Genomic DNA, 22,487 nt, shown 5'->3' on the forward strand with positions numbered 1-22,487 from the left:
GCTAATAGGCCCTAGGGAACGGACGAAACGGAGAACTGTGCCTGAGCCATGGTTCTCCGCCGCCCTTCCTGACCGGAATTGCAAGGGCATGGCCGCGTTCCCAATTGCCAGGGGGCTTGCATCGCTATACTGGCAAAGTGCGCAGCGGCATGGCCGCTCGATGGAGACTGGATGTTAGAGCTTGTGTGATAAGGCTCTCTGAATCTCAGAGAGCCTCGTGAATTCAAAGCCGCCGGGAGCATATGCACCCGGGCGTTTTTTCACGTCTATCATACGAGACTTCCATGAACATCTCACGAAATGAACAGCGTGCGCTGCACGTTCTGGCCCTTGGCGGGTGCATTCAACACGAGCGGAATGATGGTCCCAAGATCACGTCCGTAACATGCGTTACGTGCGAAGGAATGATCCTTGCGGACTTCGACTTGGCCATCTTCAACCGGCTGCGGCGGAGGCGGCTGATCGAATCCCGATCGGGCAGACCGTATCGGATATCGAACGCGGCCTCGCCTCCGTTCGCGCGCAACTCGACAACAGGGGAGCGTGATATGCTTATCCGCAATGAAACGGCCAGCGACATTCGGGCGATCAGCCATCTAGTCACTGAGGCCCTTCGGATGCTCGCGCAATCCACTGGCACCGAAGCAGGCATTGTTGAACGGCTGCGCGCGGAGGGTGCTCTCGCTCTCTCGCTTGTGGCCGAGGATGAAGGCCGGGTGGTCGGCTATCTGGCTGCCTCGCCGGCATGGATTGGGGACCAGAAGGGCTGGGGGCTGATTGGTCCGCTTGCCGTTCTACCGTCAAGACATCGGCAAGGCATCGGGACAGCCCTGATGGCGGAAGCCCTCCGCCGATTACGGACGACCTGCAAAGGAGCGGCGTTGGTAGGCGATCCTGCCTACTATGTCCGGTTTGGCTTCCAGGCCTTTCCTGGCGTGAGCGTAGCCGGCTGCCCGCCCGAGGTGGTTCAGGCTTTGCCGTTCGACGGCATCGAGCCGCACGGAGAACTGATCCATCATCCGGCGTTCGGTCTGGATCAGCGGGTGTAACCGAAGACCGGGCTGTGTACCGCAAAACGGTGCACAGCCCGGCCGCTCATCCCGGTAATCGGAAGACAGGAACGCCCCCGGCGTCAACCAAAGCGGGTGATACCGGCTCGTGCCGAACAGACGGCATCGCCATTAACCACATTGAAACTATGATCATGTGAAGTCGGCTCTACGATCGGGGCGACAGAATAGGAAGCTGGGCATCTGCTGGCGGGCGGATGTTAAGGCGAATGCGCGGTGGTTCGCGGTATCGGCCATCACGCGTTGAGCAGAAAATGCCGCTCCGCGAGAAGCGGCACATATAACGTGGGGAATCCGAAATAGCTGGTGCGTGGAACGGATGCCCGCAAACGCAAGGCATCGATATGCCAATCGTTTGCAACGCCAAGCCGGGCCAGAATGGGGTTGTCATGTTTCTGAGGTTCGAATGGCAGGTATCATCGGGCGCTCGCTGATCTTTCTCGTCGCGTTCGCCAGCATCCCGGGCAAGGCCTTCGCGGCTTCAGCCGTCGGCACGAGCGCGCATATCCACGAACGGGTGGAAAGCCTGTCCGCGACCATGGACATGCTCTGGGTACTCGTCGCGGCGACGCTGGTCATGATGATGCAGATCGGCTTCATGATGATCGAAGCCGGAACCGTGCGCACCAAGAACGCCATCAGCGTTGCGCAAAAGAACATGCTCGATTTCGCTTTCTCGACCGTTGCTTTCGCAGTCATCGGTTTCGGGCTGGCATTCGGCACGAGCACGGGGTGGCTTCCGATCGGTTCGGACGGTGATCTGTTCTTCTTGAAGAACCTCTCCGGCACGAATGCGACGTTCTTCATCTTCCAGGTCATGTTCTGCGGCACATGCGCGACGATCGTTTCCGGCGCCGTGGCGGAGCGTATGCGCCTGCGGGCCTATATCCTCCTCAGCCTGATCTTGTCCGGAATCATCTATCCGGTCTTCACGCACTGGGCCTGGGGCAATGCGCTCAACCACTCGCCCGGGGCCTTCCTTGCCAATGCCGGCTTCGTCGATTTCGCGGGTTCGACCGTGGTCCATGCCACCGGCGGCTGGTTCGCACTGGCGGCGTGCCTTGTCATTGGCGCGCGTGAAGGCCGCTTTACCGAAGGTCCCCCGATCCGGATCGGTGGGCACAGTGCCGTTCTCTCCTCGGCAGGTGCGCTGTTCCTGTTTGTCGGATGGATTGGTTTCAACGGCGGATCGACCTTGTCCGCGTCCAAGGAAGTGCCGGGGATCATTCTCAACACGATCCTGGCAGGCTCGGCAGGGGGCGTCGTCGGCTACGGCATGACATGGTTCAAGGGAGCCATGCTGCCCGAGCGCGCGGTGAACGGCTTGATCGGCGGTCTCGTCGCGATCACCGCCGGGTGCCATCTGTTGGATCCCGGCGCAGCCATGCTGCTCGGCGCGCTTGGCGGGTTGACGGCCAATGCGGCCAATCACTTCCTCGAAACCCGAATGCGGATCGACGATGCCGTCGGCGCCGTCGGTGTGCACGGTGTGGCCGGCGTCGTCGGGACGCTTGGCCTCGCGCTGCTGGCCCCGGCCGATGTCCTGCCTGCCGGTTCGCGGCTGGCACAGCTTCTGGTTCAAGCCGAGGGAAGCGCGCTGAACCTGGTATGGTCGTTCGGCATCGGCCTTGTCGTGGTCCTCGCGGTCCGGCCGTTCGTCGCCTTGCGGGCGTCTCCCGAAGAAGAGGCGCTGGGCCTCAATGCGGCGGAACATGGTGCGCGGCTCGGCACCGATTACCTCCAGGCCAAGATCGAAATGCTGCTCCAGTCCGACTTCCACGGCGGCGAGCGGCTTTCGGTCGAAGTCGGCGATGACAATGAACTGCTCACCACCTCGCTCAACAGCTTGATGGACAAGCTCGAAGAAGCCGAAACGGAACGTTCGCGGCAGGCCAGCAGTGCCAGAAGCGCGGAAGAAGCGCAGCGTCTCGTCGCATTCGGGGAAGTGGCCAGCGAATGCATCTTCCTGATCCACCAGGGACGCATCCGCAGTGCCAACGCCGCCGCCGTGGAACTGTTCGGTTGCAGTGAGGAGCAACTCATCGATCGCCGTCCGGAGGACCTCGTGCATCCAGACATGCGCGAGGCCATGACCGGCTGGCTGGAGGTCGGCAATGATGCTGTCCAGCACGCCCGTGTGCTGCGCGGCGAGAATGGCGAAGTGCCGGTCGAACTGCGCTTTCGCCAGATCGAACTCGATGGCCACGATGTCGTCGTGCTGCGCATGACCGACCTGAGCGAACGGGAGGAAGCCCAGCGCCAGATCTATCACCTGGCCATGCATGATACGCTGACGGATCTGCCCAACCGCGAATTGTTCAATCGCAACTTGCGCAGTGCCCTGGCCCGCCGCCGGGATTCCATACTCACGGCGCTGTTGCTGGTCGACGTCGACAGGTTCAAGGACATCAACGACCTGCATGGCCATCCCTCCGGCGATGCCGTGCTCGTCGCGATTGCGGAACGGCTGCGCAGCGGGGTGCGGGGAGGTGATACCGTGGCGCGGCTGGGCGGTGACGAATTCGCGGTGATCTACACCAACATCGCGTTCCCCAACCAGGCACTGGATCTTGCTTTCCGCATTCTCCAGAACGTCTCGCAACCGCTCACCCTGCCGACCGGAACCACCATTCACCCCCGCGCCAGCGTGGGGCTTGCGATTTGCCCGCTCGATGCGGACGATACGGAAACGCTGTTCCGCAATGCAGACATGGCGCTCTACGCCGCCAAGAAGCGGGGCCGGAACGGCTTCCAGCGCTACAAGCCGGAAATGGGGCGCTTGCAGCACTTGCGGCAGGAGCTGGAAGACGATCTTTCCGAAGCCGTCGTCCGCAACGAGCTGGAACTCTACTACCAGCCGCGGATCGACCTGCGGCGCGGCGAAGTGTCCAGCTTCGAGGCGCTCTTGCGCTGGAACCGCAAAGGCGTGCAGGTCTCTCCGGCCGATTTCATCTCGATCGCGGAAGAAACCGGGCTGATCGTGCCGATCGGCGCCTGGGCTATCCGCGAGGCCTGCCGCGCGGCGATGCAGGATCTGAATGGAAGCAGCGTCAGCGTCAATGTCAGCGCCCGGCAGTTCCATGGCGCGCATCTGGTCGATTGCGTTGCCGCTGCGCTAGCGGAAAGCGGGCTGCCGCCTTCCCATCTCGAACTGGAAATCACGGAAAGTGTGCTGATCGACGACGATGATGTCGCCATTCGGGTTCTCGATGACTTACGCCAGCTCGGCGTGTGTGTGGCGCTCGACGATTTCGGGACGGGGTATTCCTCGCTCAGCTATCTGACCCGCTTTGCCTTCGATACGATCAAGATCGACCGGAGCTTCGTCCAGGCGGAGGATGAGAAGACCTGGTATGTGATCCGTTCGGTGCTGAGCATGTCGAACGGCCTAGGCACCGCCGTGGTTGCGGAAGGGGTCGAGACTGTCGGCCAGCTCAACCGGTTGGCCGCGGAAGGGTGCACTCTGGTTCAGGGGTTCCTTGTCTCGCCGCCTGTCCCAGCGGCCGAGGCCGTGAAGTTCACGCGCCACGGGGACTGGATGATCCCGCTGGGGCGCCAGATCGCCTGAAGAAGACAGGCCTCACTGTAGAGATGCCCTCGCATGGGAAAGGGGGACCGCGCGAACTATCGCAGCGATCGAAGAGGGCAAGGAGCGCTGCCGCTGGAGCACACCCGGCGCTTTGCTGACCCTGCCCTCTGGTCGTGCCGTCGATTGGACGGCGGCTCAGTGGCCGAGCGGCACCAGAATGTTCAACCAGACTTTGGTGCCATCCACGGCGTTTCGGGTATAGACCTGCTGCGTCACGTTGAGGTTGGCCTCGATCGTGCCGAAACGCCTGGTAAAGCCCAGGCCCACAGCGGCCTGTTCGGCCTTGCCCTGGGTGGTTCCGCCATAGGCCATGCCGTTGTTGTCGTCAGATGTTACCTGCTTTCGCCAATAGCCCACTGGGCCAAGGCTCCATCCGCCCATGTCCTTGAATGCAGTGGCATTCAGCATGAATTCGTTGCCGGACCTGTAGTCGGTCTCGCCGCTTCGCGTATTCATGAAATAGGCCAGACCTGCCGACAGATTCCAGCCGTCGCGCAGATAGCTTGCGCCGATCGACGGGGTGAAGGTCCAGAAGTCGCCGCCGGTATTGATCGCTTCCGAGACATCGAAGCCGCTTGTCGGCGCGAAGATGCTCAGTCCGGTACTGACGAACACACCCGGTTCGACCTGCCATGACAGGTTGACAGGCGAGATCTCGATATTGCCCAGTCCCAGCTTGTGTTCCGATCCCTGCAGCACCTCCGGGAAAGGAGCGCGGCGATCCTGCGCATTGTACATGACCGGCACGGTGACAAAGGCACGATAGCTTGCGCCCAGGATTTCCGCGCGGGGCACGACCATCAACTGCACGGCCGTATCGACAAGCGTATTGTCCTGCCCGCCGTCCTTTCCGTCGTCGCCCTTGAGACGGGCCTCCCAGAAGCCGGACCGCGTGCCGATGTACACTCCGGGCGGCGGGTTGGCGCCTACTGCAACGCCCATCGTGCTCCCGGGCGGAACGGACGAAGGAACGCCGGCTTCGCGGGCCAGGGCCGGTGACGCGGCGGGAATGACGCAGGCAGCAAGAAGCAATCTGCAAAGCAGTTTCATAAGATCCTCTCCATGGTGATATTGATGAGGGCCGGCGGAAGCGGTGCGCGTTCCTCTCGGCCAGCAGTGCTCAGCCGCTCATGTGCACGATCAGCTTGCCGAAGTTTTCGCCCCGGAACAGGCCCAGAAAGGCGCGCGGGGCTGCCTCGATGCCTTCGACCATGTGCTCACGGTATTTGAGCTCGCCGGACCGGATCCAGGCCGAGACATCGCGCCGGAACTCCTCTTGCATGTCGCCCAGCATGTCGAACAGGAAACCCTGCAGCGTCAGTTGCTTGATCAGGATGGCCGAATGCAGTTCCTGCAGGCGGTCGATGCCGGGTTTCGCAGGCTGGTTCCGGTCAACGGCAATCGTGCCGCATACCGCGACGCGCGCACGGGCATTGAGCAGGGGGATTACAGCGGCGAAGATATCTCCGCCGACATTGTCGAAATAGACATCAATGCCGTCCGGGCAGGCGGCGCGCAGGGCTTCGGGCAGGTCAGGTGCCTTGTGATCGACTGCAGCGGCAAACCCCAGTTCCTCGGTCAGATACCGGCATTTCTCCGGACCTCCGGCAATGCCGACCACCCGCGCGCCGCGGATCCGGGCGACTTGCCCGGCGACAGATCCCACCGCGCCCGAGGCGGCCGAGACAAGGACGGTTTCCCCCGGCTGCGGGCGGCCGTAACGGATCATTCCTCCGTAGCCGGTATGGCCGGGCAGGCCCAATACGCCCAGCGCCGTGCTGACCGGCCCCAGCGCCGGGTCCACCGTTTCCAGACCTTCGGCGGGGCAGACATGATGGGTCTGCCAGCCGTTGCGGCTGGTAACGATACGGCCTTCGGGCAATCGTGCGGAGCGGGAGCGGACGACACGGGACACGGTTCCGCCGGGCATGACCTCTCCCAATGCGGTCGCAGCGGCATAGTTTGCCCCCTCGTACATTCGGGCGCGCATGTAGGGATCGAGCGAAAGATACTGCGTTTCCAGCAGGACCTCGCCGTCGGCCGGCTCGGGCAGGGGGGCCTCGGTCAGCGCGAAATTGTCTTCTGTAGGGCCTTCGGGGCCCGGACGGCTGGCAAGAACGATCCTGCGGGTAATCATGCGGCCCTCCATGATGCCGTGAAACCGGCAATCGCGATCAGCCCGATTGCGACGGCGGCAAGGCCCAGCGCGCCATAACCGCTGCTCTGCACCAGCACGCCGCCCAGCAGGGGGCCGGTGGCGGAACCGGTCATGATCATGGCCGGCGTGGCCGCATTGGCGCGTCCGGTCGGTTCGATCCGGGCCAGATAGCCGAACACGAAAGTATGCGTGAAGATCATGATGAAGGGAAACACCACCATGGCGGCAACATAGAGGGGATAGTCCAAGGCCTGGCTCAGAATGACGGCAAATACGCCTTGAAGAAACGCGCCGCCGATCGCCACGCGGATGGGAGGCAGGCGCTTTTCCAGGATCGAGGCGAGGATCGAGGGCAGGATCGAGATCGTGCCCGAGAATGCGAGTGCAAACTGGACCTTGGGCAGCGTAAAGCCCGCATCGGTGCCGATCCGCTCGGCGAAGGAGAATATCATCGCCTGGACCAGCGCCATGCACATGATGCCCAGGATGGCCAGCCAGACGCAGCGATTAAAGCGGGTGCGTTCGGCCATGACACCTTCGGTCATGACATCTTCCGGCTGCGTGACGGCAGGAAAGAACGCGGCAGTCACAACCGCCCCGGCAGCCATGACCACCCCCAGGATGACGAACAGCACGGGCCCGCCATGCTGGGCGATGACCGCGGGAGCACCGCCCAGGAAGAAGACCGCGAATATGCCGAGAGCCAGGCTGCCGAGCGCGAATATCCGGTGCGGGTTCCATGTGCGGGCCATCGTGCCATGGACAAAGGAGATGGCGAACCCGTTGCAAAAACCCGCGATCAGATGGGTGACGGCAAGGGGACCGAAAGAGGTCATTCCCGTCATGGCCAGAAAGCACAGCGACGCGCCGAGAAAGCCTGCCGCAGGCATCCAGCGGCCGGGCATCTTGTGGAAGAGCGGAGAAAGCAGCACGCTGGACAGAACCACGCCGCCCAGGAACAGCGTAGCCACGGCTCCTGCCTGCGTCGGGTTCATCCGATACCCGGAAATCATCGTGCCGACCCAGACCGGCAAGGCCGCAATGTCTATCATTCCGGCCATATGGCCGATGATCAATGCAAGGCTTGCGCTCTTGCCGTTCACTTTCACCACTTCGCTTCCTTCCCCACCATGATTGTTCTTAATGTGTCGAGATTTCGGTTTCGGCAGGTCTGGTGGCAGAAACGGGAACTTTCAGGTCCTGTTCGAGCCGGGCGATCAGAGCGGACGTTTCCGCTGCGGTTGTCGCAGTGCCGTAAATGTAGAAATCGGGGCGGACCAACAGGGCTTTCACGCCCAGATCCTGCATTTGCCGGGTGATCTTGCCATTCTGGTCCCGCCATCCGCCGCTGCCGAGCGGCACGATATGGACACCCAGGGCCTGGGCCGCGGCGCGTGTCTCCCCGTCGAGAGCCGATGCGGGAATGCCCTCGGTAATCAGCGCGAAGGCCTGCCCGGTCAGATCGTCGAGGCGGGAGGGGCCTGCGGGCGTCTCGATCAGGTCATGCGCGGACAGAGTGCCTGCGCCGGAACCGGCAGGGGCAACGATACCCGCCGTCAGCCCCGGCAGTTTCGGCGGTGGCGGAGCCTTGCCCGACCAGATCGCTTCATCGCGGGCCCGGGCCTGCTCCGCATCGGGAATGCAGACAATCTGCCCCATGACCATGGCCAGCCGGATGACTTCGCGCACGTGTGGGCGCCGGGCCGCTTCATAGTCGTCCAGAAGATCGGGCGCTGACACACCGGACAGGACGCGATCGAGCATCCATGAAAGGGTCCAGGCATCACGCAGGCCGGAGCACATGCCCTGTCCCAGAAACGGGGGCATCAGGTGCGCGGCATCGCCCGCCAGCATCAGCCGCCCCTTGCGCCAGCCGGTCGCGACCAGCGAACGGAAGCGGTAATTGGCCCGCCGGATCAGTTCGCCATCGGCCGGCGTCATCCAGGGGGACAAGAGCTCCCAGACGTTCTCTTCCCGAGCAAGCTCTTCCGGATCCTCTTCTTCGTGGACCATGAATTCCCAGCGCCGGTTTTCCACCCCGCTTGGCACGATGGTCGTCGGGCGGGCCGGATTGCACCATTGCGCGGCATCGGGCACGGGCAGGGCGCCCGGATCATTGGGGCGGACATCGACGACAAGCCAGCGCGCGTCGAAGCCCATGTCTTCCATCGGCGTGTCCATGGCACCGCGCACAAGGCTGTTCGCACCGTCAGCCCCCACGACGTAGCGGGCCGTCAGGGTCCGCGGCTGCGCCGGATCGGCCTGCATCGCCTCGGCATCGTAAGGCACGATCGTGACATGGACAGTGTCGCCGCGATCCTCGACGGCCGTTGCCTCATGGCACAGGAACAGCGAAAGCTTGCCGAAATCGTCCAGGTTCTTTTCGAGGATGCGTTCCAGATCGGGCTGGTTGAACAAGTAGCTGACCGGCCCGCCGGAAATGCTTTCGCAGGATTCGTCGATGTCGATCAGCACTTTCCAATCGGCATTGTACCAGACGTAGTGATGCATCGGGCGTGAGATGCGGTCGGCTTCGCCGGCAATGCCCATGGCGTGGAACATCCGCTTGATCTCATGATCGAACCCGACGGCACGCGGCAGCGGGTAAGCGCAGGGCCAGCGTTCGACGATGGCAACGCTGTGCCCCTTTTCCAGCAGGCGTCGGGCCAGAACCTTGCCTGTCGGGCCATAGCCGACGATCAGCACGTCGAAATCGTGCATCATTCCTCCTCTCCATCCGGCATGTGTCAGGACACCTGGAAGCCGGTGGTTTGCTTGATGACTGAAAGAGTGTCCGGCACTCGCGAGGGGCCTGTTCCCACAGGGTGGGACAGGGGTTGTGCGGATGCCGTTGGAGAAGCGTCTTCCCGGTTGCGGGAACAGCTTCTCAACTATCGTGCCGGGTCAGGCGGGGGGAACATCCTGTGCAGGTTTACCCCAATGCCGTACCGTCTCTCCTGTGGTGCGCCTTATCATTCAGCGTCCCTCCTATATTTTGCTGCACAGGAGGTTGCCGTTCCCAGGCGGCGAGCGCACTCGCGATTTTCGTTCTGTCCGCCAGTTGGACGAATCCGGCAGCGGACAAGAACCCACGTCACGAAACAGGTCTGCCCGCGAGCTGTCCGCACTTCTGCCTTCCCGGATGGAACAGGAGGCGCCGGCAGGTCGCGGGCAGAAACTGGATTGCAAGATTACGTGACGGGGCGTTTCACACCCGCTCTACGGCAAGGGCCAGTCCCATGCCGACGCCGATGCACAGCGTTGCCAGGCCGTAACGGCCGCCGGTCTTTTCAAGCTGGTGAACGGCGGCCATGGCAATACGCGCGCCGGACATGCCAAGCGGATGCCCCAGCGCAATGGCGCCGCCATTGGCATTGACGTGCGGCGCATCGTCGGGAAGCCCCAGCGTGCGCAGCACGGCCAGGCTCTGGCTGGCGAAAGCCTCGTTCAGTTCGACGGCATCGAAATCATCGATCCCCAGGCCAAGGCGGTCCATCAGCTTGCGCGTGGCCGGGACCGGGCCGATCCCCATGACCCGCGGCTCGACACCGGCGGAAGCCATACCCAGAATACGCGCGCGCGGTGTCAGGCCGAATTCCTTCGCCGCCGCTTCGCTCGCAACGATCATCGCGGCGGCACCGTCGTTGATGCCCGAGGCGTTGCCGGCCGTAACCGTACCGTCCGGGCCGAACAGGGGCCTGAGTTTGCCGAGGCTCTCGATCGTCATGCCGTCGCGGGGATGTTCGTCGACACGAACGTCCTGCGTCGTCCCTTTCCGGTCGCCCGGCACGGTGACGGGAACGATGTCTTCCGCATGAAAGCCGCTTGCCTGTGCTGCCGCTGTGCGGAGCTGGCTGCGCAGGGCGAACGCATCCTGGTCCTCCCGCGAGACACCGAAATCCTGCGCAACATTTTCCCCGGTCTGCGGCATGGTTTCCGTGCCGTAGAGGGCATCCAGGGCCGGATTGACGAAGCGCCAGCCCATTGTCGTGTCTTCGATTTTCTGGGCACGGCCAAAAGCCTTCTCAGCCTTGCCCATCACGAATGGCGCGCGTGACATGCTTTCGACGCCGCCAGCAATCACCATGCGCATTTCTCCGTTGCCGATCGCCCGGGCCGCCTGGCCGACAGCTTCCAGCCCCGAGGCACAGAGCCGGTTGAGCGTAACACCGGGAACGGTGGCGGGCAGTCCCGCCAGCAGAAGGCTCATGCGGGCAACATTGCGGTTGTCCTCGCCCGACTGGTTGGCGCAGCCGAAGAAGACCTCCTCGATCGCAGCGGGATCGAGCGCCGGATTGCGGCCGAGCAGCGCCCGGATCGGCACCGCCCCCAGATCGTCGGCCCGGACGCGGGAGAGAATGCCGCCGTAGCGGCCAATGGGCGTGCGCACGGCGTCGCAGATGAAGGCCTCGGTCATCGGGAATACCTTTCAGGTTCAGACGGCAAGGGCCGAGCCAAGGGGAAGGGCGGTCAATGTGCGCAAGTCGTCCACCGAAACGCCGTCGACCGTTTCCACGACACGGGCGCCATCCGGTCCGACCGCGAACACGCCGAGATCTGTGTAAATGCGGGAGACGCAGCCGATTCCGGTCAGCGGGTAAGTGCAGGCCTCAACCAGCTTGCTTTGTCCCTGCCTGGTCAGCAATTCCATCATCACGAAAGTCTGCTTGGCACCGATGGCGAGGTCCATCGCACCACCCACGGCGGGAATGGCATCGGCGCCGCCGGTATGCCAGTTGGCCAGATCGCCTTTGACCGAAACCTGGAAGGCCCCCAGCACGCAGATGTCGATGTGCCCGCCGCGCATCATCGCGAAGCTGTCTCCGTGGTGGAAATAGCAGCCGCCGGGCAGCAGCGTTACCGCTTGCTTGCCCGCATTGATCAGTTCCCAATCCTCTTCGCCGGGAGCAGGGGCGGGGCCCATCCCCAGCAGGCCGTTTTCGCTCTGGAGCAGGATCTCGCGGTCCGCAGGCAGGAAGTTCGCGACCTTGGTGGGAAGGCCAATGCCCAGATTGACGTAAGCACCCTCGGGAATGTCGCGGGCGACGCGGGCGGCCATCTGGTCGCGGTCGAGACGGTTCATGGCGTTTCCTTCCTTTATGCGGCGGACCGGGCCGCAGCGCGCGGGATGGCGACGATGCGCTGAACGAATATGCCGGGAGTCACGACGGTTTCGGGATCGAGAGCGCCGAGGGGAACCGTCTCCGCAATCTGGGCGATCGTCGTCGTGGCCGCCATCGCCATGATCGGGCCGAAATTACGGGCCGTCTTGCTGAAGACGAGATTGCCCCAGCGATCACCGCGAAGCGCCTTGATCAGCGCGAAATCGGCACGGATCGGATATTCCAGCACATAGTTCCGGCCGTCGATCGTGCGGGTTTCCTTTCCGTCCGCCAGCAACGTGCCGTACCCGGTCGGTGTGAAAATGGCGCCGAGGCCGGCTCCGGCGGCCTGTATCCGCGCGGCGAGATTGCCCTGCGGGACAAGCTCCAGCTCGATTTTCCCCGCACGGAAGGCGGTGTCGAAATGATGCGAGTCCGCCTGCCGGGGGAAAGAGCAGACGATTTTCCGCACGCGCCCTTCGCGCACCAGCGCGGCCAGGCCGGTATCCCCGTTTCCCGCGTTGTTGCTGATTACCGTAACGTCCCTGACGTCGCGGGCGATCAGGGCGTCGATCAGTTCGTCGGGCATACCCGCGGTTCCGAAACCGCCGATCATGACCGATGCACCGTCCTGGATATCCGCCACGGCGGCATGGGCGTCCGTGAATTGCTTGTCGATCATGCAGCCTCCGGCATTCGTCCTGTTTGGCGGCAGCTTTCATGCACCCGACTTTACGTCAACCGATATTCGGATTAATGTCCGATTATCGGTTGAAATTGGAATACTATGGAAAACGATGATCCGCTGAAAGCGCATGGAGACCCGGATTTCATGACCTCTCTGGCGCGCGGGCTGGCAGTGATGCGTTGTTTTGCCGATGCCGGGGCGCCCATGTCGATTGCCCAGGCGGCCCGGTTGACGGGACTGAGCCGACCGGCCGTGAAGCGTTGCCTGCACACGCTCGTCCGGTTGGGATATGCGGCTCAGGACGGAACCCATTACGAGTTGCGGCCCAAGACGCTGGCACTGGGCTATGCCTATCTGTCGTCCAGTTCGCTGGCGATCCGGGCACAGCCATTGCTGGACCGCCTGCGCGACGAAATCCATGAATCCTGTTCGCTGGGCGTGGTCGAGGAAGACGAAGTCTATTACGTCGCCCGCGCCGAAGTTTCGCGGATCATGTCGATTGCGCTGCGGGCGGGCAGCCGTTTGCCGCTCTATTGCACATCGATGGGGCGGGTTCTGCTGGCGGGTTGGGACCGCGCGGATCAGGAAGCCTATCTGCGCCGCACGAAACTCGTGGCCCCGACGCCAAAGACCCGAACCGATCCGGCCGGATTGCTGGCCCTGTTCCAGAGTGTGCGGGAAGAAGGCTGCGCGGTTGTCGATGAGGAACTGGAGGTCGGATTGCGGTCCGTGGCTGTTCCGGTTTTCGCCGCGGGCAAGGTTGTTGCGGCGGTGAATGTCGGCGTGCAGGCATCGCGCGTCACGACGGCGGAACTGCGATCGCGCTTTCTTCCGCCGCTCCGCAAGGTTGCTGCAGAGATCGGCATGTTGGGAATGGACCGCCGGGCTCGCTGGTAGCCGGCGGTTCCCAATCGGAATGCGCCTCTGCCCGTGGACAGGACAGAGGCGCATTGCCGTTTCAGTTGCAGAGCAATCAGCCGATCTCTGCTTCCGGTTTGAACGTGTTCTCGATGTAGCCGAGGCCAGTCACTTCCACGCGGACGACATCGCCCGGCTGCATGAACGTGTTGGTGGCGATCCCGACATTGGACGGCGTGCCGGTGGCAATCACGTCGCCCGGCTCCAGCGTCATCACCGTGGAGAGGTGCGCGATCTGATCGTAGATGTCGTAGATCATGTCGCCGGTGGACGTGTGCTGGCGCAGTTCGCCGTTCAGGTAGAGATCGAGTTCGAGCGCGTGCGGATCCGCGATTTCGTCGTCGGTAGTGATCCAGGGGCCGATCGGGCCATGCGTGTCAAACGATTTGCCCAGCGTAAAGGTGGGGGAGCGCAACTGCCAGTCGCGCGTGCTCACATCGTTGCAGACCAGATATCCGGCAATGACGGAACGCGCATCTTCCCGGGAGACATGGCGGCAGCGCTTGCCGATGACCACGCCCATTTCCGCTTCGTAGTCGACCTTGTCCGGAGCCACGGTGGGCAGGGCCAGCGGAGCGTAGGGGCCATTGATGCAGCTCACCTGCTTGTTGAACCAGAGCTGGGTGGTCGGCACCGGAATACCGGCTTTTGCCGATTCCTCGGCGTGGGCCTTGTAGTTCATGCCGATCGCGAGATACTTCTGCGGGTCATTGATCGGCGCTTCCAGCATCACTTCCGACAGAAGGCTTTCCGGACCCTTGGCCGAGGCGATTTCGTCGCGGCGGGTGGGAAGGTCGGTGAGAAGGGCTCGCATCGAATCGCCATATTCGGGGAAGCAGGCGGTCAGATCGGTGATCCGGTCGCCGTCGATGCGGCCAAGGCGCGTCTGGCCATCAAGCGTGAAGCGGGCGAGTTTCATGGGGTATCTCTCCTTGAAAACGGGTAATGCAATTGTAATGGCGGGATGGCTTCCGGATCAGAAATTGGTGCGATCCGCGCCTTTGAGAGCAAGCCGGGAGCGGGCCTCGTCAGGCGTTGCGATGCCGATGTCGAGCGTTTCCATGATCTGGCGAATCTTCGTCACCTGCTCCGCATTCGAGCGTGCCAGCGTGCCGCGCGCCAGATAGAGACTGTCTTCCAGACCCACGCGGACATTGCCGCCCAGCAGGGCATTGTGCGTTGCCAGCGGCATCTGGTGGCGTCCGGCGGCAAGGACCGAGAATTCCACATCATCACCGAACAGGCGCTGTGCGGTGCGGACCATGTGCAGCAGGTGATCCACTTCTCCGCCGACCCCGCCCAGAATGCCGAGGCAGAACTGGATGAACAGCGGCGGTTCATAGATCCGTTGATCGATCAGCCAGGCCAGGTTGTAGAGGTGGCCGAGATCGTAGCATTCGAACTCGAACCGGCACCCTTGCCCTTTGCCGAGCCGTTCCACGATCTCGGCAATGTCGGCAAATGTGTTCTTGAAAGTTCCGTCGCGGGTCGCTTCCAGAAACGGCTTTTCCCATTCGTAGCGCCACTGGTCCATTTTCGTGGCGGCCGGGAAAAGCCCCATGTTGATCGTCCCCATGTTGAGCGACGTCATTTCCGGGCTGGCTTTCTCCGCCGCGGCAAGGCGCAGGTCCAGCGTCATGCCGGGCGCGCCGCCGGTCGTGATGTTCACGACGGCGCTGGTCGCCTGCTTGATCCGGGGCAGGAATTCCATGAACACATCGGGAGACGACGTCGGCCGGCCGTCCCGGGGATCGCGGGCGTGCAGGTGCAGGATTGCCGCGCCGGCTTCGGCAGCAGCGATAGCTTCGGCCGCGATCTCGTCGGGCGTCAACGGCAGATGCGGGGACATGCTCGGTGTGTGGAGCGATCCCGTAACCGCACAGCTGATGATTGCGGGTCGTTTGCGTGCCTTCATCCTTCTCCTCCAGTGGCGTCGCGTCATTGCGCAATATTTGCGCTTGTTGAGATTGACTAGATCGTTCAAACTTGACTAGCAAGTACAAAGATCAAGAATCAACGTTTCGCGTTTGCCGAGAGGAGGATGAGGATGAAGGCAGCTCCCGCACATGCCGCGCCCATGCGAGGAAACCGTCAACGCCAGCGCACGCGCACGGCGCTTTTGGGCGCTGGGCAGAGGCTGCTTGCCACGCGTCCCATCGAGGGCATCACGATTGATGACATCGTTGCCGAAGCCGACGTGGCCAAAGGAAGCTTCTACAATCATTTCAATGACAAGGATGACCTTGTTCGATCCATCCAGCAATTGTTCCAGGGCGATTGCGAGTTTCACATCTTCGCGGCCAACAGTGAGGTCGAGGATTCTCCGCAGCGGATCGTTCGGGCCATGTGCGTGGTTCTGCGGTACGGGATCGAGCATCCGGAACGCCTTCAGGCCATGATGCGCGTCGCCGATTTCGAAACTCTGGAAGACACGCCGCTGAGTGTCGGGCTGAGCACGGATGTCCGGCGCGGCATCGAAGCCGGACGGCTGCGGGATATAGATCAGGACACGGCAATTCTGGTCGTCCATGGTCTGGTGAACAGCGCTGTCGCGCATGTGACGTCGCCCGAGAATGCGTTTTCTCCGGTCGAACTGGGCACGAAACTGGGGGGCGCAATGCTCCGCGGGCTGGGCGTTGACCGCGAAGAGGCGGGCGCGATCGCTGCGGCGGCCGCAACGGACATTCTGGGAGGCAAGGCATGAGCATCGCGAAGGCCTATGACGTCGCCTATGTCCGCTTTGCGGTTCCCGATCTGGACCTGATGGAACGCTTCCTGACCGACTTCGGGATGATCGTTGCCGAGCGCAGCGCCGACCGGCTGGTGATGCGTGGCCACGGCGACCGGCCGGTCTGCCATGTCAGCGAACGTGGCGAGCCCGCTTTCCTGGCGCTTGGTATCTGGCTGAAAGACACTGCGGACCTTGAAGCTCTGGCCGCACATGACGGGGTCGCGGTGGAGCCGCTCGACCTGCCGGGCGGCGGATCGGTGGTTCGCTTGCGCGATCCAGACGGCTTTCTGGTCGAAGCCGTTGCCGGACAGGCCAGTGCAGAAGTGGTCGAATGCCCGGCGTCTCCTTCATGGAATCAGGGCGGCGCCTATCCGCGCCAGTCGGCTACCCGGCGCGTCCGCCAAGGGCCGAGCCATGTGCTGCGGCTGGGCCATGCCGTTCTGGGCGTCAGCAACTTCAGCCAGTCCGAGAGCTGGTACAAGGAGCGCTTCGGCTTCGTTACTTCGGATGAAATCCGGCCCGTGCCCGATGTCGCCATCGGAGCGTTCCTGCGGTGTAACCGGGGCGACGTGCCCTGCGATCATCACACGGTTTTCCTGATCGAACGGCCGATACCGCCGGGCTACATGCATTCGGCCTTCGAGGTGGTCGATGTCGACGATCTGCTGTCCGGGCACGATCATCTGATCGAAAAGGGATACGATCACTTCTGGGGCGTCGGCCGTCATTATCTCGGCAGCCAGATCTTCGATTACTGGAAAGATCCCTGGGGTCATGAGGTCGAGCACTGGACGGACGGCGATCAGTTCGTCACTGCCGATGGCGGCGGCATCGGTTCGCTCGAACAGTTGATGGGCGTGCAATGGGGCATGAAAATGCCCCCGCTCCCGGCCGGGGAGAGCGAGGCATGAGCGACCGGTTCGACTGCGACGTTCTGGTTATCGGGCTGGGCCCGGTTGGAGACTGCATGGCAGCGCTCGCCAGCCTGCAGGGGCTCAAGGTGATTGCTGTCGACAGGGAACCGGGCATTTTCCCGCTGCCGCGTGCTGCAGTGTTCGATCATGAGATCATGCGCGTGTTCCAGATGATGGGCGTGGCGGAGCGCATTGCGCCGCTATGCCGTATGCCGGAGCGCTACCAGTTCCTGACACCCGGCCGCGATGTTCTGCTGGAATTCCGCTTTGCGCCGCAGAAAGTGTCCGGCTGGGCGGAAAGCTATGCGCTGCATCAGCCCGGTGTCGAGGAAGTCCTGCGCGAGCGTCTGGCCGAACTGGATGTCGATATCCGCCTGGAAACCCAGTGCGAACGGCTGGAACAGGACGAGGACGGCGTCCATGTGACGCTGCGGGATGCGCAGGGCGAAAGCACGGTGCGTGCCCGCTATGTCGTGTCTTGCGACGGGGCCGCTTCACCAACGCGGCGGGCGCTGGGCGTGGGCCTGTTCGATTATGCATTCGATGAGCCGTGGCTGGTGCTCGATACGATCATCGATGACGCCGGTGACATGCCGCGGCTTTGCGAGCAGATCTGCGATCCACGCCGTCCGGCCACTTATCTGGCGATGAGCGGGAACCGGTTCCGCTGGGAATTCATGCTCAAGCCGGGGGAGAATCCCGACGACCTGTTGCAGGATGCCGTCATCCGGGATCTTGTCGCCCCATGGAACTGCGCCGACCGGATGACGATCGAGCGCAAGGCCATTTACCGTTTCCATGGCCTTGTCGCCGAAGACTGGAAAGTCGGCCGTATCCTGCTTGCCGGAGATGCCGCGCACCAGATGCCGCCGTTCGCCGGGCAGGGCATGTGTTCGGGCATACGCGACACGGTCAATCTCGCGTGGAAATTGGCATGGGTCATTCGCGGTGATGCGGGTGACGCTCTGCTCGACACCTACCAGACCGAACGGGAACCGCATGTGCGCTCGATCATCGAGACGGCGATCGCCATGGGCAAGATCATCTGCCTGCAGGACGAAGTGGCCGCCGCGGCCCGCGATGCGGAACTCTTGGCCCGTCAGGCTGCGGGGGAACAGGACCTTTCCGTCGATTATCCCGCGTTGTCGGGCGGATGCCTGACCGGTCTGCCCGATGCGGGAGCATTGTTCCTGCAGCCGGTCACGGGCGAGGACCGGTTCGACCGGCTGCTTGGCCTCGATGCGGCACTGATCGGACGGGATCTGCCCCCGGTCTCGATACCGGGGCTGCGGGTCCTGGATCTGTCGGCGCCGGAAATGGCCCCTTTCGCCCCTGCGCTGACGGACTGGCTGCAGGACCGGGGTGTCCCGGCGGTGCTTGTCCGGCCTGACCGGCATGTCTTCGGCGCTGGCGATCCTGAGGAACTTGTCCGGCAATGGACAGGCAAGTTGCAGGAAACGGAAAACGCGCAGGTCAAGATTCCGGCGTGACGGGAACCGGCCCCGGCCATGCGGGGCATTCCGGCGGGAGAAGCGCATGGCGCAGCGCCGGGGAAGAGGGCTGACATGAAATTCTATGGGGCACCGGGTGCCTGCTCTTTGGGCATTCATATCGTGCTGGAGGAAGTCGGAGCGTCCTACGATTTCGTCCCGGTCGATCTTTTCCAGGGAGAGCAGTTCCGGGCAGAATTCCGCCGTGTGAATGCCAAGGGGAAAGTCCCCGCGCTGTCACGCGATGACGGCAGCGTTCTTACCGAGTTTCCCGCGATCGCTTTCTGGCTGGCGCGGACCTTTCCCGCAGCCGGTCTTCTGCCAGAGGGGCTGGAAGCAGAAGTCCGCGCCCTGGAGCTGATCGATTTCATCGTGTCCAGCATCCATATGCAAGGTTTCACGCTTGCGAAGGTGGCGCAGAAATTCGTCACGCACGAGGAAGGGCAGGCACAATTGCGGGAAACCGGCTGGGGCCTTTTCCAGAGCGGACTGGCCAGATTGTCGGATCGGCTTGGCGAAAAGGACTGGTTCCTCGGCACGTATTCCATCGCCGATGCAGCCGCTTTCTATGTCCTGAACTGGGCAGAGCGCGAAAGCCGTCCGCTGCCGGACAATCTCGTCGCATTTGCCGCACGTATGCGCACGCGGCCCGCTGTCCTGGCGGCGCTGCAGCAGGAAGGACTCGCCTGAACCGCATGGCCGGGAACAGGCTTCGACAAGAGGACATTTCATGACACCGCTTTTCGATCGGGATCAGGTTTTCGGATGCATTCCGCTCGAACTGGCCCGCACGCTTTCCGGGCTGGACATCTATGCGCGCATGATGTCGGGAGAGCTTCCCCCGCCGCCGATCTACCGCCTGCTCAATTGCCGCGTGGTGGAATGCGAGGAAGGGCGCACGGTCATCCGGGGGCGGCCTTCCTTCGATCACTACAATCCCATCGGCACGGTGCACGGCGGCTGGATTTCGGCGCTTCTGGACTCTGCTCTGGCCTCGTGCGTGCACACGATGCTGCAAGTTGGTTCCGGCTTTTCCACGGCGGAATTCAAAGTGAACATCGTTCGTCCGCTCACGCAGGACAGCGGTGATGTCTTCTGCGAGGGCAAGGTGATCCACATGGGCCGCACGCTTGCAACCAGTGAAGCCCGGATGACGACGGCCGATGGCAAACTGATTGCGCACGGCACGGAAACCTGCGCCATTTTCCCCGTTCGCTGACCACCTGTCCGTTTGGCGGACAGATGGGAAATCGCAGATGCTTCGCATGTCCGGCAAGGCAATAACCGCGTCAGGAGAGAGGCCGTGGCGCGGCTGGAAAAGCCGCTGGAGGACTAGCGAAAATGGGAAGGGAAGCAGGCGGGGCGATTGTCGCCCTGGGGTATCTCGGCGTCCGCTCGGACAGGCTTGACGACTGGTCCGATTTCGCCGGGCATCTGCTGGGAATGCAGAAAATCGACCGGGGCGGAAAGGCGCTGGCCTTCCGGATGGATGACCGGTTGCAGCGGCTTCTGGTTTCCGACGAGCCGGGGGAGACACTGGCGTTCCTGGGCTTCGAGGTTTCCTCGCAGGACACGCTGGATCACTACGCCGCGCGGCTTGATGCTGCCGGGGTGCGGGTCGAGCAGGGCGGCCGGGCACTGGCCGACCGGCGCTTCGTGGGTGATCTGATCTGGTTTCATGATCCTGCCGGCAACCGTGTCGAGCTGTTTCATGCGCCGATGATTGCATCCGATCCCTTCGTTTCCGGGCGCCCGATCGACGGCTTCGTGACGGGGCCGCTCGGGATGGGACACGCGGTCCTGCACGTGAAGGACATCGACGTGATGATGCCCTTCTACCGCGATCTGCTGGATTTCAGCGTCTCGGATTACGGTTTGCAGCCTTACGGGCTCTACTTCTTCCATCTCAACCAGCGGCATCACTCGTTCGCGATGGTGGGATCGGGGCAGGAGGGCTTTCACCATTTCATGGTCGAATTCCGCAACCTGGATGATCTCGGGCAGGGCTATGACCTTGCCGGACAGCAGGACGGGCGCATTGCCTATACGCTGGGCCGGCACACCAACGATTACATGACCAGTTACTATGCGAACTCGCCGTCAGGCTTCTTTGTGGAGAATGGCTGGGGCGGGCGCCTGATCGATCCCGCCACATGGACACCTCATGAAACGCATGATGGCCCCAGCTTCTGGGGGCACGAGCGCCTTCACCTGACCGAGGAAGGCGGGCGGCGGCGCTTGCGGGAAATGCGGCTGGATGCGGCCGCCCGTGGCCGGCGCTCTCCGCCGGTGATCGATTGCCCCTGGCTCTACGGCCAGTTCGCGATGCAAGGGAGGTAAGGATGGAAGACTTCGACGTCGCCGTTGTCGGCTATGGCCCGACCGGCGCCACGCTGGCTCACCTTCTGGGGCAATGCGGACTGAAGGTCCTGGTGCTGGAACGTGAAAGCGCAGCCTATCATTTGCCGCGGGCGATCCATTTCGATGCCGAAGTGATGCGGGTGCTGCAATGGATCGGTGTTGCCGAAGACATCGAACCGTTGACCGCGCTGCATCCGGGTATGCGCTTTGTCGACGGCGAGGGGCATCTGCTGCTCGACTGGCCACGCCCCCAGGGGATAGGGCCGCTTGGCTGGCGGGCCAATTACCGTTTTCATCAGCCCGACCTGGAGCGTCTGCTGCGTGACAGGATGGCGGGCCTGCCCAATGTCGATATCCGGACCCGGTGCGATCTGTTCCTCGTCGAGGACAAGGGCGAGCACGTTGCGCTGCGTTACGAGGACATGCGTGTCGGCAAGGTCGTCCGGACGCAAGCGAAGTATGTGGTCGGCTGCGACGGAGCGCGCTCGCTCATCCGCCGTTTCATCGAAACCGGTATGGAAGACCTGGGCTTCCACGAGCGCTGGCTGGTGATCGATACCATTCTGAACAAGCCCAAGCCGGAGCTGGGTGAGCATTCGATCCAGTATTGCGTGCCAGACCGGCCGGCGACTTACGTGCGCGGTCCCGGTTTGCGGCGGCGGTGGGAAATCACGGTTGCGCCCGATGAGGACAGTTTCGCCGTCACCCGGCCGGACAAGGTCTGGGAGCTGTTGTCTCCCTGGCTCAAGCCGGAAGAAGCGGAACTCGAACGCGCCGCCGTCTATGTCTTTCACTCGCTGGTCGCGCAGGAGTGGCGCAGGGGACGCTTGTTCCTTGCCGGCGATTCCTGCCATCAGACACCGCCGTTCATGGGACAGGGAATGTGCGCCGGCATTCGCGATGCGGCAAACCTGTACTGGAAACTGGCCCTCGTCTGTCAGGGCAAGGCCGATGAAAGCCTGCTGGACAGCTACGAGAGCGAAAGGCGTCCCAACGCCCACGAATATATTGCAACGGCAGTGCGTCTGGGCGGGCTGATCAATACCTGCGGGACCGAGCAGGCGCTCCGCGCAGCCCTGCCTGCGGCGAACGGCATGGCCATGATGGAATCAATTGCCCCGCCACTGGGGCCGGGCATCGGCACGGGCGGCAAGGCCGGCCTGCTGTTCGGCCAGCCGAGAATGGCCGATGGCCGGTTGATGGACGATCTTTACCGGCACCGCTTCGTCGTTGTGGCCGATGCCGATCTGGCCGCAGGTCTGACGTTGCCCGAGGGCGTGGCGCTGGTCACGACGCAGATGTGTCCGGATGCGGCCGGCCACTTGCTCCGGCTGGGCGCGCGCGCCGTGGTCCTGCGCCCGGATCGTTACACGCTGGGCTCTGCCGACACGCAAGAGGAACTGCGTGCGCTCATGGCCCAAATCCTGCCCGCCCCGATAGCTTTGCATGAACCGGAGATGCTCTGA

The 22,487-nt window shown here is 63.0% G+C and carries 19 protein-coding genes; 10 read left to right on the forward strand and 9 right to left on the reverse strand.

Annotated elements, in window-relative coordinates; genetic code table 11:
* The first annotated feature begins 284 nt into the window (after positions 1 to 284).
* Positions 285 to 1,049 carry a GNAT family N-acetyltransferase gene (locus NN5_RS26365; RefSeq protein WP_245656567.1) on the forward strand — a complete coding sequence of 255 codons (765 nt, stop codon included), beginning with the start codon at positions 285 to 287 and terminating at the stop codon, positions 1,047 to 1,049.
* 427 nt (positions 1,050 to 1,476) lie between these two features.
* Positions 1,477 to 4,638, forward strand: coding sequence for an ammonium transporter (gene amt / locus NN5_RS16700; RefSeq protein ID WP_067735805.1), 3,162 nt, complete (start codon positions 1,477 to 1,479; stop codon positions 4,636 to 4,638).
* A gap of 156 nt (positions 4,639 to 4,794) precedes the next feature.
* On the opposite strand, the gene NN5_RS16705 is transcribed toward amt, so the two are convergent.
* The 7 genes from NN5_RS16705 to NN5_RS16735 form a co-directional block, all read right to left on the reverse strand.
* Positions 4,795 to 5,709 carry a SphA family protein gene (locus NN5_RS16705; RefSeq protein ID WP_067735808.1) on the reverse strand — a complete coding sequence of 305 codons (915 nt, stop codon included), beginning with the start codon at positions 5,707 to 5,709 and terminating at the stop codon, positions 4,795 to 4,797.
* 70 nt (positions 5,710 to 5,779) lie between these two features.
* Positions 5,780 to 6,796: an NADPH-dependent curcumin/dihydrocurcumin reductase gene (curA, locus tag NN5_RS16710; protein ID WP_217998677.1), complete on the reverse strand. Its 1,017-nt coding sequence runs from the start codon at positions 6,794 to 6,796 to the stop codon at positions 5,780 to 5,782.
* Positions 6,793 to 7,926 (reverse strand): MFS transporter, encoded by a 1,134-nt coding sequence (locus NN5_RS16715; protein ID WP_084385005.1) that lies wholly within the window; start codon positions 7,924 to 7,926, stop codon positions 6,793 to 6,795. The genes curA and NN5_RS16715 overlap by 4 nt, the downstream gene beginning before the upstream one ends.
* Before the next feature lie 31 nt (positions 7,927 to 7,957).
* Positions 7,958 to 9,541: a bifunctional 3-(3-hydroxy-phenyl)propionate/3-hydroxycinnamic acid hydroxylase MhpA gene (gene mhpA, locus NN5_RS16720; RefSeq protein WP_373280344.1), complete on the reverse strand. Its 1,584-nt coding sequence runs from the start codon at positions 9,539 to 9,541 to the stop codon at positions 7,958 to 7,960.
* A 484-nt stretch (positions 9,542 to 10,025) separates the two neighbouring features.
* Positions 10,026 to 11,234, reverse strand: coding sequence for a 3-oxoadipyl-CoA thiolase (pcaF, locus tag NN5_RS16725; RefSeq protein WP_067735817.1), 1,209 nt, complete (start codon positions 11,232 to 11,234; stop codon positions 10,026 to 10,028).
* Between the two features lie 18 nt (positions 11,235 to 11,252).
* On the reverse strand, positions 11,253 to 11,900 hold the full coding sequence (locus NN5_RS16730) for a 3-oxoacid CoA-transferase subunit B (RefSeq protein WP_067735820.1): 648 nt from the start codon (positions 11,898 to 11,900) through the stop codon (positions 11,253 to 11,255).
* Between the two features lie 14 nt (positions 11,901 to 11,914).
* Entirely contained in the window at positions 11,915 to 12,601 is a 687-nt protein-coding gene (locus tag NN5_RS16735; RefSeq protein WP_067735823.1) for a 3-oxoacid CoA-transferase subunit A, read from the reverse strand.
* A gap of 150 nt (positions 12,602 to 12,751) precedes the next feature.
* Between NN5_RS16735 and NN5_RS16740 the strand changes: the two genes are divergently transcribed.
* Positions 12,752 to 13,504, forward strand: a complete 753-nt coding sequence (locus tag NN5_RS16740; RefSeq protein ID WP_245656569.1) for an IclR family transcriptional regulator domain-containing protein — start codon at positions 12,752 to 12,754, stop codon at positions 13,502 to 13,504.
* A 76-nt stretch (positions 13,505 to 13,580) separates the two neighbouring features.
* On the opposite strand, the gene NN5_RS16745 is transcribed toward NN5_RS16740, so the two are convergent.
* Entirely contained in the window at positions 13,581 to 14,444 is an 864-nt protein-coding gene (locus tag NN5_RS16745) for a fumarylacetoacetate hydrolase family protein (protein ID WP_067735829.1), read from the reverse strand.
* 57 nt (positions 14,445 to 14,501) lie between these two features.
* Positions 14,502 to 15,440 (reverse strand): 3,5-dioxohexanoate:acetyl-CoA acetone transferase, encoded by a 939-nt coding sequence (gene kce, locus NN5_RS16750; protein ID WP_067735832.1) that lies wholly within the window; start codon positions 15,438 to 15,440, stop codon positions 14,502 to 14,504.
* 132 nt (positions 15,441 to 15,572) lie between these two features.
* On the opposite strand from kce, the gene NN5_RS16755 reads away from it, so the two are divergent.
* The 7 genes from NN5_RS16755 to mhpA (NN5_RS16785) all read left to right on the forward strand — a co-directional run bounded on the left by NN5_RS16755 (position 15,573) and on the right by mhpA (NN5_RS16785) (position 22,487).
* Positions 15,573 to 16,229: a TetR/AcrR family transcriptional regulator gene (locus NN5_RS16755; protein WP_169801006.1), complete on the forward strand. Its 657-nt coding sequence runs from the start codon at positions 15,573 to 15,575 to the stop codon at positions 16,227 to 16,229.
* Entirely contained in the window at positions 16,226 to 17,167 is a 942-nt protein-coding gene (locus tag NN5_RS16760; RefSeq protein WP_067735838.1) for a VOC family protein, read from the forward strand. The genes NN5_RS16755 and NN5_RS16760 overlap by 4 nt, the downstream gene beginning before the upstream one ends.
* On the forward strand, positions 17,164 to 18,660 hold the full coding sequence (gene mhpA / locus NN5_RS16765; protein WP_067735842.1) for a bifunctional 3-(3-hydroxy-phenyl)propionate/3-hydroxycinnamic acid hydroxylase MhpA: 1,497 nt from the start codon (positions 17,164 to 17,166) through the stop codon (positions 18,658 to 18,660). Before NN5_RS16760 ends, mhpA (NN5_RS16765) begins: the two co-directional genes overlap by 4 nt.
* Before the next feature lie 75 nt (positions 18,661 to 18,735).
* Positions 18,736 to 19,350: a glutathione S-transferase family protein gene (locus NN5_RS16770; protein ID WP_169801007.1), complete on the forward strand. Its 615-nt coding sequence runs from the start codon at positions 18,736 to 18,738 to the stop codon at positions 19,348 to 19,350.
* A gap of 40 nt (positions 19,351 to 19,390) precedes the next feature.
* Entirely contained in the window at positions 19,391 to 19,879 is a 489-nt protein-coding gene (locus tag NN5_RS16775) for a PaaI family thioesterase (RefSeq protein ID WP_067735847.1), read from the forward strand.
* A gap of 122 nt (positions 19,880 to 20,001) precedes the next feature.
* Positions 20,002 to 21,000, forward strand: coding sequence for a VOC family protein (locus tag NN5_RS16780; RefSeq protein WP_067735850.1), 999 nt, complete (start codon positions 20,002 to 20,004; stop codon positions 20,998 to 21,000).
* 2 nt (positions 21,001 to 21,002) lie between these two features.
* Complete coding sequence (mhpA, locus tag NN5_RS16785) at positions 21,003 to 22,487, forward strand: bifunctional 3-(3-hydroxy-phenyl)propionate/3-hydroxycinnamic acid hydroxylase MhpA (protein ID WP_067735853.1); 1,485 nt, start codon at positions 21,003 to 21,005, stop codon at positions 22,485 to 22,487.

This window comes from Novosphingobium naphthalenivorans NBRC 102051 (assembly GCF_001590985.1).
In the GTDB taxonomy this organism is placed as follows: Bacteria; Pseudomonadota; Alphaproteobacteria; order Sphingomonadales; family Sphingomonadaceae; genus Novosphingobium; species Novosphingobium naphthalenivorans.